Source organism: Devosia sp. Z11_6 (assembly GCF_058133665.1).
Window position 1 is genome coordinate 489,000 of the sequence record NZ_JBYUNQ010000003.1, and the last position, 12,862, is coordinate 501,861.

General features: G+C 63.2%; 14 protein-coding genes. 12 read left to right on the forward strand and 2 right to left on the reverse strand.

The window, feature by feature from the left end; translation table 11 throughout:
* Window positions 1–5 precede the first annotated feature (5 nt).
* From AC3YMN_RS11840 to AC3YMN_RS11860, 5 genes are all read left to right on the forward strand, one after another.
* Window positions 6–995 (forward strand): ABC transporter permease, encoded by a 990-nt coding sequence (locus tag AC3YMN_RS11840; protein ID WP_489890130.1) that lies wholly within the window; start codon window positions 6–8, stop codon window positions 993–995.
* 67 nt (window positions 996–1,062) lie between these two features.
* Window positions 1,063–1,317, forward strand: coding sequence for a helix-turn-helix domain-containing protein (locus AC3YMN_RS11845; protein WP_489890131.1), 255 nt, complete (start codon window positions 1,063–1,065; stop codon window positions 1,315–1,317).
* Window positions 1,318–1,415: 98 nt separating this feature from the next.
* The gene (locus AC3YMN_RS11850; protein WP_489890132.1) at window positions 1,416–1,616 is read left to right on the forward strand and encodes a hypothetical protein; all 201 of its coding nucleotides are present in this window, start codon (window positions 1,416–1,418) and stop codon (window positions 1,614–1,616) included.
* Between the two features lie 52 nt (window positions 1,617–1,668).
* On the forward strand, window positions 1,669–2,136 hold the full coding sequence (locus AC3YMN_RS11855) for a GFA family protein (RefSeq protein WP_489890133.1): 468 nt from the start codon (window positions 1,669–1,671) through the stop codon (window positions 2,134–2,136).
* Between the two features lie 13 nt (window positions 2,137–2,149).
* Window positions 2,150–2,542, forward strand: a complete 393-nt coding sequence (locus AC3YMN_RS11860; protein WP_489890134.1) for an ester cyclase — start codon at window positions 2,150–2,152, stop codon at window positions 2,540–2,542.
* Between the two features lie 53 nt (window positions 2,543–2,595).
* Here AC3YMN_RS11860 and AC3YMN_RS11865 read toward each other — a convergent pair whose 3' ends face one another.
* On the reverse strand, window positions 2,596–4,509 hold the full coding sequence (locus AC3YMN_RS11865) for a glucose/sorbosone family PQQ-dependent dehydrogenase (protein WP_489890135.1): 1,914 nt from the start codon (window positions 4,507–4,509) through the stop codon (window positions 2,596–2,598).
* A gap of 320 nt (window positions 4,510–4,829) precedes the next feature.
* On the opposite strand from AC3YMN_RS11865, the gene AC3YMN_RS11870 reads away from it, so the two are divergent.
* A complete protein-coding gene (locus AC3YMN_RS11870; RefSeq protein ID WP_489890136.1) occupies window positions 4,830–5,510 on the forward strand; it encodes a spermine/spermidine synthase domain-containing protein in 681 nt (226 codons plus the stop codon).
* Window positions 5,511–5,533: 23 nt separating this feature from the next.
* On the opposite strand, the gene AC3YMN_RS11875 is transcribed toward AC3YMN_RS11870, so the two are convergent.
* Entirely contained in the window at window positions 5,534–5,890 is a 357-nt protein-coding gene (locus tag AC3YMN_RS11875; RefSeq protein ID WP_489890137.1) for a hypothetical protein, read from the reverse strand.
* Window positions 5,891–6,171: 281 nt separating this feature from the next.
* On the opposite strand from AC3YMN_RS11875, the gene ytfQ reads away from it, so the two are divergent.
* The 6 genes from ytfQ to AC3YMN_RS11905 all read left to right on the forward strand — a co-directional run bounded on the left by ytfQ (window position 6,172) and on the right by AC3YMN_RS11905 (window position 12,745).
* A complete protein-coding gene (gene ytfQ, locus AC3YMN_RS11880; protein ID WP_489890138.1) occupies window positions 6,172–7,143 on the forward strand; it encodes a galactofuranose ABC transporter, galactofuranose-binding protein YtfQ in 972 nt (323 codons plus the stop codon).
* Between the two features lie 54 nt (window positions 7,144–7,197).
* A complete protein-coding gene (locus AC3YMN_RS11885) occupies window positions 7,198–8,781 on the forward strand; it encodes a sugar ABC transporter ATP-binding protein (protein ID WP_489890139.1) in 1,584 nt (527 codons plus the stop codon).
* Complete coding sequence (locus tag AC3YMN_RS11890; RefSeq protein WP_127752737.1) at window positions 8,778–9,782, forward strand: ABC transporter permease; 1,005 nt, start codon at window positions 8,778–8,780, stop codon at window positions 9,780–9,782. Before AC3YMN_RS11885 ends, AC3YMN_RS11890 begins: the two co-directional genes overlap by 4 nt.
* Window positions 9,779–10,756, forward strand: a complete 978-nt coding sequence (gene yjfF, locus AC3YMN_RS11895; protein ID WP_172123023.1) for a galactofuranose ABC transporter, permease protein YjfF — start codon at window positions 9,779–9,781, stop codon at window positions 10,754–10,756. The genes AC3YMN_RS11890 and yjfF overlap by 4 nt, the downstream gene beginning before the upstream one ends.
* A 1-nt stretch (window position 10,757) precedes the next feature.
* Window positions 10,758–11,534: a FadR/GntR family transcriptional regulator gene (locus AC3YMN_RS11900; protein ID WP_489890140.1), complete on the forward strand. Its 777-nt coding sequence runs from the start codon at window positions 10,758–10,760 to the stop codon at window positions 11,532–11,534.
* Window positions 11,535–11,764: 230 nt separating this feature from the next.
* The gene (locus tag AC3YMN_RS11905; protein WP_489890141.1) at window positions 11,765–12,745 is read left to right on the forward strand and encodes a TRAP transporter substrate-binding protein; all 981 of its coding nucleotides are present in this window, start codon (window positions 11,765–11,767) and stop codon (window positions 12,743–12,745) included.
* The last annotated feature ends 117 nt before the right edge of the window (window positions 12,746–12,862 follow it).

Here is a 12,862-nt window from a genome sequence, read left to right on the forward strand (position 1 = left end):
CCGCGATGAGCATTCAGGCGCATTCCGCTCCAGCCGACCGGTGGAGCACGCTGCGACAAAGCCTCGATCTGCCGGTGCTGACTGCCTTTGGCTGCATCATCGTGCTGCTGGTGGTGGGGAGCCTTTATTCCCCCAACTTCCTGTCGCCAGAATATCTGCTGCAGCAACTCAAGGTGGGGGCGTTCCTGGGCATCATTGCCACCGGCATGATGCTGGTGATCCTCTTGGGCCAGATCGACCTGTCGGTGCCCTGGACGGTAACGGTGGGGGCGATGATGGCTTCGGCGGCCGCCGCCTATGGGCCGATGGGCGAGTTCTTCGCCATTCCATTTGGGGTGCTGTGCGGAGTGTTGCTGGGGCTGATCAACGGGGTGGGCGTTGCCTATCTGCGCATCCCGTCCATGATCATCACCCTTGCGGTCAACGCGGTCGCGCAAGGGCTGATGGTGGCCTATTCCGGGGGCTCGTCGCCGCGGGATTCCGCTTCGGCGGCAATGCGCTTCATTGCAACGGGCGACCCGATCCTGGGCATCCCCAATGCGGTGATCGGCTGGGCCATTACCGGGGCGCTGGCGGTGTTCCTGCTCAACCGCACGACCTTCGGACGCTCGGTTTATGCCATCGGCAACAAGGAAAGCGCGGCTTACCTTTCGGGTATCCCCACCCAGCGGGTGGTGATGGTGGCGTTTGCGCTTTCGGGCGGGCTCGCGGCGCTGGGGGGCGTGATGCTGGCGGGGTATGGCGGCAAGGCGGCGCAATCGATGGGTGATGCCTATTTGCTGCCGGCGATCGCCGCCGTGGTGTTGGGCGGCACTTCGATCTTGGGCGGGCGCGGCAATTATCTGGGCACGGTGGCGGGGGTGATCCTGATCACGCTGCTGCAATCAATTTTGTCGGTAATGCAGATGGCCGAATATGGCCGGCAGATCATCTATGGCGTGGTGATCGTGGCCATGCTGCTGCTGTATGGCCGCTCGCCCAAGCTCAAGGCGTGAGGGAATAAGGGGAAACGCTTGCGGGCCTGCCACGTTGAGGTCCAGCTTTTCATCTCTGGAGACGATCATGGCCGCGATGCGCATTCCCCTCACCGACCACTCGCCCGTTGCCGACCGCGACCGGCGCGAACGCCTCGGCATCACCCTTGATGACCTCGCCGCACGCGCGGGGATCTCGCCGCAGGAATTGACCAGCTATGAGCAGGCCAAGTCGGAAAGCGATGCGAGCCCGACCGTGGCCATGAAAGTGGCCGATGCGCTCGACGCCTTTGAAAGCGAGCTCGAGGACGGCAGCGAAGAGCCCGAAGCGCACCCGACCTGAGGCGAAGTTGCGTGAGCGGCGCCTGAGCGCCTGCGGGCTGGTCGTTGTGCTCGGCGGCGGAGCGTGCGAAAACAGGCCACCCGGGAGGAGACAGCCGCATGTTCACGCAGATCCTGATCTATACCTTCTTTTTCGCGGCGGGCGTGCTGGCGCTGTTGGCGCTGCTGCGCGCCTTTTCGGCGCGGGATGTGCCTGATGTGACGCGGTTTCACACCCTGCTCACCGACCTGGCGCTGGCGCTGATGCTGATGGGATTCGGGCAGGTGCTGCGGCTGTTGTTTGCCATTCTCCAGGGCTAAAGAGCGCTCGCCCGCAGGCGGGCGCCGTAGATTGACAGGACGAACAGACTAGATGCCGAGAACCGGAGGCTGCGAATGCGGGGCCGTGACCTACAGGATCGCGGCGGACGAGCCGGTGCATGTTTATGCGTGCCATTGCCTCGATTGCCAGTTGCGCAGCGGCAGTGCCTTTGCGGAACACGCCATGGTTCGGGCCGCCAGCTTCGAATGCGAGGGCGAACTTGAGGCCTATCAGCGCAAGATCGAGGGCATGGTTTCCGAAGAACTGTTCTGCCGGGGATGCCATACGCGCCTGTTCAACCGCAATGATGTGCTCCCGGGCATGGTGTTCCTGCGCGCCGGCACCTTGAACGAGCGGCAGGCGATTGCGCCGGTCGCGCATCTCTGGACCAGCCGCAAGCAAGCCTGGGTGATGCTGCCCGAGGGCGTTCCGGCTTTTCCCGAGTCGCCGACGCCGGCTGAATTCGGCGCGGCGATTGCGCAGGCCCAGAGCCGGGTTGAGGCTGCGGGCGCGGTCTAGCTGGGAGGGGGCGATGGCGGGTGACGATCTGGGGGCGATCTATCGGCGCTATATCGACTGCCTCAATGCCCAGGACTGGGAGCGGCTCGGCACGTTCGTGCATACGGAAGTCAGCCATAACGGGCGGGCGTTCGGGCTGGCGGGTTATCGCGCGATGCTGGAGGAGGATTTTCGGCAGATCCCGGATCTGCGGTTCCAAATCGACCTGCTGGTCTGCGAGGCGGCCAATGTGGCGGCGCGCTTGTGGTTCGACTGCACGCCACGCGGAAGCTTTCTCGGGCTGCCGGTGAATGGGCGACGGGTCCAGTTCGCGGAGCACGTGTTTTACCGCTTCGAGGATGGGCAGATCAAAACCGTGTGGTCGGTGCTGGACAAGACGGCGGTCGAGGCGGCGTTGCAGAGTTGAGCAAAAGAAAAGGCGGGATTGCTCCCGCCTTTTGCGTCACGGTTGCAGCTCGACTAGCGCTTGGCGGCGACCTCATCGATGGTCAGCGGCCCGAAGTTGTTGCCCCAGGAATTGCGGATATAGCTGCCGATCTGAGCGATCTCCTCGTCGCTGAGCTCATCACCAAAGGGTGGCATATAGCCCAAGCCATGGATCACGGTTGAGGCGACATGGCCGGCATCGGCCAGGTTCTGGTTGCCGGCAAGCACCGCGCCGGCGCCACCCTGACCGTTGACGCCATGGCAGGCCGAGCAGGTGGAGACGAATTTAGGCTGGCCGGCACTGACGAGGGAAGCAAGATCGGCCTCCCCTGCCCCGGCGGCCGGTGCGGCGGCAGCATTGTCGGGAGCCGCGCCTTCGGCGGGTGCCGTTTCGGTCCCCTGATTGGCCGGGTTCTCCCATTCCTCGGGGCCACCGGCAGGCGGCACGGCTTCGGACGCAGGCGCTTCGGTTGGCGCCTCGCCGGCGGTGCCGATCACGCTGCCTTCCTCGCCACCATAGGTGAACTTCAGGATCGCGCCAGGATTGTGCAGCACGCTCGTGGTCAGCTCGTCACCATACAGCTGGACGACGGAGCCAAAAGCGTCGGTGGCGATGAAGACATCGCGGCCATTGGGGGCGATGATCACGTCACGATAGCGGTTCTGGCTGCCGAGCCAGGCTTCGGGCAGGCCATCAACCGATTTGCCGTCTTCGCTCATATGCTGGACGTAGAGCACGCCATGCTTGAGGGTCGGCATCAGGATGGAATTGTCCCACTCGGCAATGCCGTTCTCGCCGGCTTCGTAGAACAGCACCGATGCGGGGGCGATGGTGGGGTTGCAGATGAAGCCGCACTGCTCGCCAAAGGGGAAGTCACTGTCGACGGTGAAATAGGTGGCGAGCGGATCCACCATCTCGCCCTCGAACTCGGTTTCAGCCGTTTGCGGGACCGTGTCGGGCACTGGAGTAACGATGCGCTCGATATCGGACGGGGCCTCGCTCCAGTTGATATAGGAATAGGCCATGTCATCCTTGAAGCCGGCGACATTGGGCCAGCCATAATTGCCGCCGGGCTGGATGATGTTGAGCTCGTCGTCGCTCGAGGGGCCATGCTCGGCTTCGTAGAGCGTGCCATCGGGACCAAAGGCGATGCCCTGCGGATTGCGGTGGCCATAGCTGTAGATGTGGCTGCGCACCCCCTCGATCTCCGGGTTGTCCTCGGGGATGGAGCCGTCGAGTTCCATGCGCAGGATCTTGCCGGAATAGGTGTGCCAATCCTCGGCGCTGACTTCTTCGGCGGTGGGCAGGGCCTGAGCGAGATTGGGGCGGCGGAAGTTGCGGCCAAAATTGGCGCCCTGCTCGCCGATGGAATAATACAGCTTCATGTCCGGCCCGATGACGACGCGGCCGGCATTGTGGTCGTTCCAGGCCGGCAGCCCTTCGATGAGGACCGTGGGGTCGCTCAGTTGCATCGTGGCCTCGTCATAGGTGTAGCGCACGATCCGGGCGGAAGGATCGGGCTCCTCGGCCGTGCCGTTGTTGACGGTGTAGCTCAGATACACATAGTCGTTGCCGGTGCCCTGAAGCAGTTCAGGATGAAGCGCCAGGCCCAGAAGGCCCTCGTGCTGCACGCCGGTGTAGACGTCATCAAGGGTCAGCAGCACCTGCTGGTTGCCGGTCTCGGGATCAACGCGAGTAACTTCTCCACTGGTGCGCTCGGTGACCCAAATCTGGTCGTCGGGACCCCAGCGCATGGCCCATGGATTGCTGAGAGCCGTGGACACAACGCGAGAGGAAAACAGCTCGTTCTGACCCTTGGGGATCTCGACGGGCGTTTCTTGCGCCGAGGCAAGCATGGGCATGGCGAGCAGGCCGGCCAGTGCTACTCCAGCGAGCAGGCTTTGGGTGGATAGGCGACCCATGCTGGTCTTGGCGCTTGAATTCATTGATATTCCTCCTGAACGAACTGACGCTGCGGCATTTTGGCCGCTAAGGCGCCGCATGGCAACCGGCTGGTTGCAAGAAGAGCGGACAATGGCCGGCAACGTTCATAGTAAGTTCTGCAAGAGAATCCGGTCTAGCAGTCAAGCCACTGATGGCATTGGACTTCGCGAAGCTTGGCGAGTGAGTCTTAAAACGGCCCTGCTTGATCTTGCGGGGTACGGCTCCTATGACACCGCCTTGGTTGTCGCCGTGCCCGGACAGGTCTGTCCGGGCTACCTGCCGCGGCAGCGTTGCCGTTTGCACCAGCCAGGACGGGCCGCCGATGAAGCCTTGGATCGAGCTTGATACCGCCAGCGTACCGGGTGGTGACACGCGGCTGCGGCTGATGCAGCGCGGGGACGAATATTCCATCATGCTAGGCACCAACGAGCTGATGAATAGCCGGCTCAGCGGCTCCGAAGAAGAACTGGCGCGGCTTGCCTGCGACCCGATCAAGGCGCGCCCCAAGGCCCATATCCTGATCGGCGGGCTCGGAATGGGATTTACCCTGCGCGCCGCGCTCACGCTGCTCAATGCCGATGCGCGGATCACAGTCGGCGAGATCGTGCCGCAGGTGATTGCCTGGGCGCATGGGCCGCTGGGGCCGGTGTTCGGCGATTGCCTCGCCGACCCCAGGGTGAGCGTGGTCGAGGCCGATGTGCGGCGGCTGATCGGCGCGGGCGAGAACGCGTATGACGCGGTGCTGCTCGATGTCGACAATGGCCCTGACGGGGTCAGCCGGGAAGGCAATGATGCGCTTTATAGCCGGGCGGGACTGGCGGCGGCGCGGGCGGCACTGCGTCCGGGCGGGGTCCTGGCTGTGTGGTCAGCCCATCCCAGCGCGGAGTTCACGCGCCGCCTCGAGGGCTCCGGCTTTGCCAGTGTCGAGGAAAACAGGGTGCGGGCTCGCTCTGGTGGGCGCGGGGCGCGTCACATGGTTTGGACGGCGCGGAAGGCTGGGTAACCTAAGGAGGCGACGGCCCGACGTTAGAGGCCTGGGCCGGACCAGCCATTGTCCGTCGGTTCAACCGGGCAGCGGAAGGGCAGGAAGGTGCTGGCCGTCCCGGCATTCATCATTGCGAGCGTGAGCGCATTGGCGATGTCCAGTTCCACCCGCGAGCGCGGGCAAGCTTCCACCGGTTCGGTGCAGCCACCGGCGATGAAGTTCTCATTGGCGGCAATGAAGGCATAGTTGACCTGGGTCTCGTCCGCCGCGGCAACGGCCTCCGCCCAGGCGGCTTGGTAAGCCCCGCACTTCTGCTCGACCCAGGAAGCCGATTGCTCCTGCCCTTGGGCAGGCACGATCATGGTCAGCAAAATGGCCGTGAGGGGGAGCAGCTTCATGGGTTTTCCTTGGCCTGCGGTTGCGCGGCGAGTCTCTCGCCCTGCTCCTTTGCCGGTGCTTTGGGGAAAGATCATGTCCGGGAGAAAGACTGGTGTGGTTGCACCCCGGCAAAATGCGGGCTCACCCCCCTGCTCTCTGCCGAGGAAGTATAGGCGTCGCCGGTTACTTGGGTCTGCTGCGGAGCGGCCCCTCAACCCACTTTACATATAATAGTACTTTTAGTAGGAGTGCATCACCGTCGCAGGTGAATACGCCGCGACTGGCACATGGGAGGTTACCAGTGAACATCATTACCAAGCTTGCCCTCGCGGCAGGCCTCGCTACCGCCTTGTCTTCCGCTACCCTGGCGCAGGATGTTTCCGGCAAGGTCATCGGCTTTTCCCAGATCGGCTCGGAATCGGGCTGGCGCGCGGCTGAAACCGCTGTGACCCGGCAGGAAGCCGAAGCGCGCGGCGTCGATCTCAAATTCGCCGATGCCCAGCAAAAGCAGGAAAACCAGATCAAGGCCATTCGCGGCTTTATTGCCCAGGGCGTTGACGCGATCCTCGTCGCGCCAGTGGTGGCGACCGGCTGGGACGACGTGCTGTCCGAAGCCAAGGAAGCCGAGATCCCGGTCGTGCTGCTCGATCGCGGCGTCGATGCCCCTGAGGATCTGTACCTAACTTCCGTCGCCTCCGATCAGGTCGAAGAAGGCCGTGTGGCCGGCCAGTGGCTGGTCGACAATGTTGGCGACGAGGACTGCAACGTCGTCGAGCTGCAGGGCACCGTTGGCTCCACGCCCGCGATCAACCGCAAGAAGGGCTTTGAAGAAGCCATTGCCGGCCACGACAACATCACGATCGGCCAGAGCCAGACCGGTGACTTTACCCGCGCCAAGGGCAAGGAAGTGATGGAAGCCTTCCTCAAGTCGTCCAATAACGGCGCCGATATCTGCGCCGTTTACGCTCATAACGACGACATGGCGGTTGGCGCCATCCAGGCGATCAAGGATGCCGGCCTCAAGCCCGGCACCGACATCAAGGTCGTGTCGATCGATGCCGTGCCCGACATCTTCCAGGCTATCGCGGCCGGCGAAGCCAATGCCACCGTCGAGTTGACGCCAAACATGGCCGGTCCGGCCTTTGATGCGCTGGCCGCTTACTGGGCCGATGGTACCGAGCCCGAGAAGTTCATCATCACCCAGTCCAAGCTCTATACGGCCGAGAACGATCCCGAGGGCGAATACGAGCGCCGCAAAGATCTCGGTTACTGACCTGATCGCATCGCAATTGCATCCCGGCTCCGCGCCGGGGTGCAAGTCAGACCCATGACCAAGGCTGACCAGCTGGCCGACCGAGTCATCCAAGCGGGTCGGCTGAACCAGGAGGCGGTTTTGTCAGACGGCCCTTATGCGCTTGAAGCGCGCGGTATCACAAAGATTTTCGGCAATCACCTGGCGCTCGACCAAGTCGATTTCAGCCTGCGCGCGGGCGAGGTGCATGCGCTGCTGGGTGAGAATGGCGCCGGCAAATCCACGCTGATCAAGATCCTCACCGGCGCCTACCAGCCCGATGGCGGGCGGATCCTCGCAGAAGGGCGGCCAATCGTGCTGGCCAATCCGCAGCACGCCCAGACCCATGGCATCGGTACGGTGTATCAGGAGGTCAATCTCCTGCCCAATCGCTCGGTCGCCGAGAACCTGTTTCTGGGGCACCAGCCGACGCGATGGGGCCTGGTGGACCGGCGCCGCATGGAGCGCGAAGCACGCGTGGTGCTGGCGCGCTATGGGCTGGCGCTCGACCCGGGCAGCGAGCTGGGTACCCATTCGGTGGCGGTGCAGCAGATCGTTGCCATTGCCCGGGCCGTCGAGCTTTCGGGCAAGGTGCTGATCCTCGACGAACCCACCGCGAGCCTCGACCGCAATGAAGTGGAGCGGCTGTTCGAGGTCATCAACGGGCTCAAGGCCCAAGGCATGGCGGTGGTGTTCATCACCCATTTCCTCGAGCAGGTGTTTGCCATCGCCGATCGCGTCACCGTGCTGCGCAACGGCAAGCTCGTGGGCACGCGCGACATCGATACGCTCAATCGCAGCGAAGTGGTGCGCCTGATGCTGGGCAAGGATATCGCCTTTTCCGGTGCCACCAGCCTTGAGGCCGATGGGGCGCGCGGCGAGGTGCTGCTGGAGTTCAAGGGCTATGGCCGCAAGCGCAGCGTTCATCCCTTCGATCTGACCATCCGCAAGGGCGAGGTGATCGGAGTCGCGGGCCTGCTGGGATCCGGTCGCACGGAAATGGCGCGCATCATGTTCGGGGCCGATGCAGCGGACGAAGGTAGCGTGTCGATGGAAGGCGTGCAGCTCGTCATCAATCGCCCAACGGATGCGATCAATCACGGATTTGGCTTTCTGCCCGAAGATCGCAAGATCGAGGGCATTTTCGGCGATCTGTCGGTGCGCGAAAACATCGTCATTGCGCTGCAGGGCAAGCTCGGGTGGTTCACCGCGCTCAGCCGCGACGAGCAGCTCGAGATTGCCGGCAAGTTCGGGGAATCGCTCGATATTCGCGCGGCCTCCCTCGACATGCCGATCAAGCTCCTGTCAGGCGGCAACCAGCAAAAGGCGATCCTCGCGCGCTGGCTCGCGACCGATCCGGCCTTCCTGATCTTGGATGAGCCCACGCGCGGCATCGATGTGGGCGCCCATGCCGAGATTGTGCGCACCATCAACCGCCTGCGCGACGATGGCATGGCACTGGTGGTGATCTCGTCCGAGCTCGACGAAGTGGTCGCTTATTCCTCGCGCATCGTCGTCATGCGCGACCGTGAACTCGTAGCCGAACTGCATGGCGAGCAAATGAGCCCGGCCGTGATCGTGCAGGCCATCGCCAACCACAAGGAAGGAGAGGAGGCATGATCCGCCAGTCACTCAACCGCCTCGCCAATCCGCAGCTCCTCGCCCTTGTCGGGGTGCTGCTGATCAACTGGCTGCTATTTCCCAACTTCTTCCGCATCACCTGGCAGGACGGGCGGTTCTTTGGCAGCCTGATCGACGTGCTCAATCGCGGCGCGCCCGTGGCTATCCTTGCCATCGGCATGGCGGGTGTGATCGCCACCAAGGGGGTGGATCTGTCCGTGGGCGCCATCATGGCCGTCGCGGGCGCGGCGGCGGCGAGCCTCGTCGTTGCGGGTTATCCGGCGCCCATTGCTGTAGCGGCGGCGCTGGGGCTGGGGCTCGCCTGCGGGTTGTGGAACGGACTACTGGTGGCGGTATTCAACATCCAGCCGATCATTGCCACGCTGGTGCTGATGGTGGCGGGGCGCGGGATTGCCCAGCTGATCACCGAAGGCTCGATCGTCACCTTCAACAATCCCCTGCTGGTCTTTATCGGTACCGGCTCGTTTCTCGGCTTCCCCATGGCGGCAGTGATTGCGCTGGTGCTGATGGTGGGGGTGACGCTGCTGGTGCGACGCACCGCGCTCGGGCTCTTCATCGAGGCTGTCGGGGTCAATCGCGCCGCAGCGAGCCTCTCGGGTATTCGCAGCCGCATGCTGCTGTTCTTTGTTTATGCCCTCTCGGGACTATGCGCCGCGATCGCCGGGCTGATCGTCACTGGAGATATTCGCGGTGCCGACGCCAATAATGCCGGGCTGTGGCTCGAACTCGACGCGATCCTGGCCGTCGTGATCGGGGGCACCTCGCTGCTGGGCGGGCGCTTTTCCGTGCCGATGGCGGTGGTGGGGGCGCTCATCATCCAGGCCATGAACACCGGCATTCTCGTCTCCGGGTTCCGGCCCGAGTTCAACCTCATCGTCAAGGCTGGCATGATCTTCCTGATCCTGCTGGTGCAATCGCCGCTCGCCGGCCGGGTCATGCCGCGCAAGCTGGTGGCCGTGCCCAAGGTCAAGACCTCATGAATCGCAGTCTCCGGCCGCTTCTCGCCACCCTCGTCATTTTCCTCGTTGCCTATGGGCTGGCCGTGCTCCAGTTCCCCGGGATGTTCTCCACGCGCGTCCTGGGCAATTTCCTTACCGATAATGCCTTTCTCGGCATTGCGGCGGTGGGCATGACCTTTGTGATCATCTCGGGTGGCATCGATCTCTCGGTGGGCGCGGTGATCGGGTTTACCGGCGTGCTTGTTGCCGTGCTGATTACCTGGATGGGGCTGCATCCAGTGCTGGCTTTTGCCATTGCGCTGGGCGTAGCGGCGGCGTTCGGCGCCACAATGGGGCTGGCGATCCATTTCCTCCAGGTGCCCTCGTTCATCGTCACGCTCGCGGGCATGTTCCTCGCCCGTGGTGGCGCTTCGGTGATCACCCAGGATTCGGTGGGGATCGACCACCCGTTTGTGGATTGGCTCACAAGCCTTATCATCCGCTTGCCCGGTGGCGGGCGGCTGAGCTTTATCGGCCTCCTAATGCTCGGGATCTTCGCCTTGGGCGCGGTGCTCGCGCATCGCACCAAGTTCGGCTCCTATGTCTATGCCATTGGCGGCAATGCGACTTCGGCGGCGCTGATGGGGGTGCCGATGGCGCGCACGACGGTGCTGATCTATATCCTGTCGAGCACCATGGCCGGGCTGGCGGGGATCGTGTTTTCCATCTACACCTCCGCCGGTTATCCGCTGGCGGCGGTTGGCGTCGAACTTGACGCGATCAGCGCGGTGGTGATCGGGGGCACGCTGTTGACGGGTGGCTATGGCTTTGTAGTCGGAACCCTCGTGGGCGTGATGCTGCTGGGACTCGTGCAAACCTACATCATCTTTGATGGCACGCTTTCGAGCTGGTGGACCAAGATCGTCATCGGGGTGCTGTTGTTCCTCTTCATCGTGCTGCAGCGGCTGATCTTCGCGGCCTCCGGTCCGGGGGAAAAGGTACCCGAGAAGGCCTGAGATGATCGAACCTGGCAGCCTTATCCGCTCGCTTTCCGGGCGGCCCGCTGCACGGAACTTCCATAGCTTCGTGATCAACGAAATCGGGCAAGCCATTGTGGACGGAAGCTTTCCCGTCGGCTCCACGCTGGCCAGCGACGCGGAGATGATGGAGAGCTATGGCGTGTCGCGCACCGTGTTGCGCGAAGCGCTCAAGACGCTTGAGGCCAAGGGGCTGGTGGAAGCGCGGCCCAAGATCGGCACAAGGGTGTCGCCGCAAAGCCGCTGGAATTATTTCGACCCGCAGGTGCTGTCCTGGCACTTCTATGCCACCCTGCCCGGCCCCTTCATCGAGGGTCTGTTCGAGGTGCGCGCGCCGCTTGAGGCGCAGGCAGCGGAACGGATGGCGCAGCGACGTACCGCCGAGCAGGTGCGCCTGATGAAATATTGGCTGCACCAGATGAGCACGGCCGACAGCAGCGCCGAACAGTTTGGCCTCGCCTGTCTCGAAATCCACCGCGTGCTGGCGGATGGATCGGGTAACCCCCTCCTCCGCTCGGTGCTGGGCGTGGTGGAACTCACCCTGGCGCTCGCGGTCTCAAAGGGCGGAGCCAATGTGCTGCCGCAATACGCCACCTGCTCGATCGGTCTACATGATGAGCTGATCCACGCCATCGAAGCGGGCGACCGGGCTAAGGCGCGGGCGGCGATGGAAGCCAGCATTGCGCTTGATCTGGCCGAGGTGCTGCGCAGCGCCAAAAATGGCGCCGGCGGAGTCACTCGGCCGAGTATGCTTTAGCTTGGACGCGCCTATACTTACCCTTCTGCCCCCTCAACAATAGCTCCGCAGACGCTCGCGCGATTCATCATACAAGTTTTGGTATTTGTATGTTGACTGGATTTGAGCCGTTTTCTACCAATCATGCAGTTCCCAAAGCGCAATAGCGCTGCCGGTGCTGGCCAGAATGCAGCCAGCAGGGGTGCCGATGCCTAGAGCAAAGCGCACGGACATGCATATGGGAGGATACCATGTTTCATCTGCCTAAATTGGCAGCGACGGCGCTCGTCGCTACGACCCTGATGCTTTCGACTGCCAGCGCGCAAACCGTGCTGCGCTCGTCCGACACGCATCCCGACGGCTACCCAACGGTGGAAGCAGTCAAGCATTTCGGCGAATTGCTGAGCGAGAAAACCGATGGCCGCTATAGCGTCGAAGTGTTCCATTCCGCCCAGCTGGGCGAGGAAAAGGACACGATCGAGCAGACCCAGTTTGGCGTCATCGACATGAACCGCATCTCGATCGGTGCCTTTGGTACGCAGGTGCCGGAAGCCACGGTCACGCAGCTGCCCTATATCTTCCGCTCGGCCGATCACTTCCATGCGGTGCTGGATGGCCCGATCGGGGAAGAAATCCTGGGCGCCTTCGACAAGGTGGATGTGGTGGCGCTTGCGTTCTACGATGGTGGCGCGCGCTCGTTCTACAACAGCCAGAAGCCCATCACCTCCCCGGCTGACATCTCGGGCATGAAGATGCGCGTCATGCAGTCCGATATCTTCGTCGATATGGTCGCCGCCTTTGGTGGCAATGCCACGCCCATGCCCTATGGGGAAGTTTATTCGGGCATCCAGACCGGCGTGATCGATGGCGCGGAAAACAACTATCCCAGCTACGACACGGCCGGACATGCGGAAGTGGCGAAATACTATTCGCTCGACGAGCACCTGATGGTGCCCGAAGTGCTGGTGATCTCCAAGGTGGTCTGGGATGGCCTGACGCCAGAAGACCAGGCGCTGTTCCGCGAAGCCGCCAAGGAGTCCGTCGCCAAGCAACGCGAGCTCTGGGCGGCCAAGGAAGTGGAATCCAAGGCTGCCGTGGAAGCACTCGGTGCCGAGATCAACGAAGTCGACAAGGCTCCCTTTATCGAAGCGATGAAGCCGGTCTACGACAAATATGTCACCGACCCGGCGCTGCAGGATCTGGTTGCCCGCATCCAGGCCACCGAAGGCTAACCGGAAAAAACGGAGGCCGGCGCTCGGGCGCCGGCCAATTCCACCGCGCTCCGCCGCATGGCGCTGACGGGGGCGCGTGACGACTTGCGGGCCACCACGGGTGGCTCGGCAGGCTCA

What these genes read in the sequence shown, in the direction of transcription:
- AC3YMN_RS11870 (WP_489890136.1), top strand. Translation starts at nt 4,830, where the DNA reads ATGAAGCCTTGGATCGAGCTTGATACCGCCAGCGTACCGGGTGGTGAC.
- AC3YMN_RS11860 (WP_489890134.1), top strand. Translation starts at nt 2,150, where the DNA reads ATGGCGGGTGACGATCTGGGGGCGATCTATCGGCGCTATATCGACTGC.
- AC3YMN_RS11850 (WP_489890132.1), top strand. Translation starts at nt 1,416, where the DNA reads ATGTTCACGCAGATCCTGATCTATACCTTCTTTTTCGCGGCGGGCGTG.
- yjfF (WP_172123023.1), top strand. Translation starts at nt 9,779, where the DNA reads ATGAATCGCAGTCTCCGGCCGCTTCTCGCCACCCTCGTCATTTTCCTC.
- AC3YMN_RS11900 (WP_489890140.1), top strand. Translation starts at nt 10,758, where the DNA reads ATGATCGAACCTGGCAGCCTTATCCGCTCGCTTTCCGGGCGGCCCGCT.
- AC3YMN_RS11865 (WP_489890135.1), bottom strand. Translation starts at nt 4,509, where the DNA reads ATGAATTCAAGCGCCAAGACCAGCATGGGTCGCCTATCCACCCAAAGC.
- AC3YMN_RS11875 (WP_489890137.1), bottom strand. Translation starts at nt 5,890, where the DNA reads ATGAAGCTGCTCCCCCTCACGGCCATTTTGCTGACCATGATCGTGCCT.
- AC3YMN_RS11905 (WP_489890141.1), top strand. Translation starts at nt 11,765, where the DNA reads ATGTTTCATCTGCCTAAATTGGCAGCGACGGCGCTCGTCGCTACGACC.
- AC3YMN_RS11840 (WP_489890130.1), top strand. Translation starts at nt 6, where the DNA reads ATGAGCATTCAGGCGCATTCCGCTCCAGCCGACCGGTGGAGCACGCTG.
- AC3YMN_RS11885 (WP_489890139.1), top strand. Translation starts at nt 7,198, where the DNA reads ATGACCAAGGCTGACCAGCTGGCCGACCGAGTCATCCAAGCGGGTCGG.
- AC3YMN_RS11845 (WP_489890131.1), top strand. Translation starts at nt 1,063, where the DNA reads ATGGCCGCGATGCGCATTCCCCTCACCGACCACTCGCCCGTTGCCGAC.
- AC3YMN_RS11890 (WP_127752737.1), top strand. Translation starts at nt 8,778, where the DNA reads ATGATCCGCCAGTCACTCAACCGCCTCGCCAATCCGCAGCTCCTCGCC.
- AC3YMN_RS11855 (WP_489890133.1), top strand. Translation starts at nt 1,669, where the DNA reads ATGCCGAGAACCGGAGGCTGCGAATGCGGGGCCGTGACCTACAGGATC.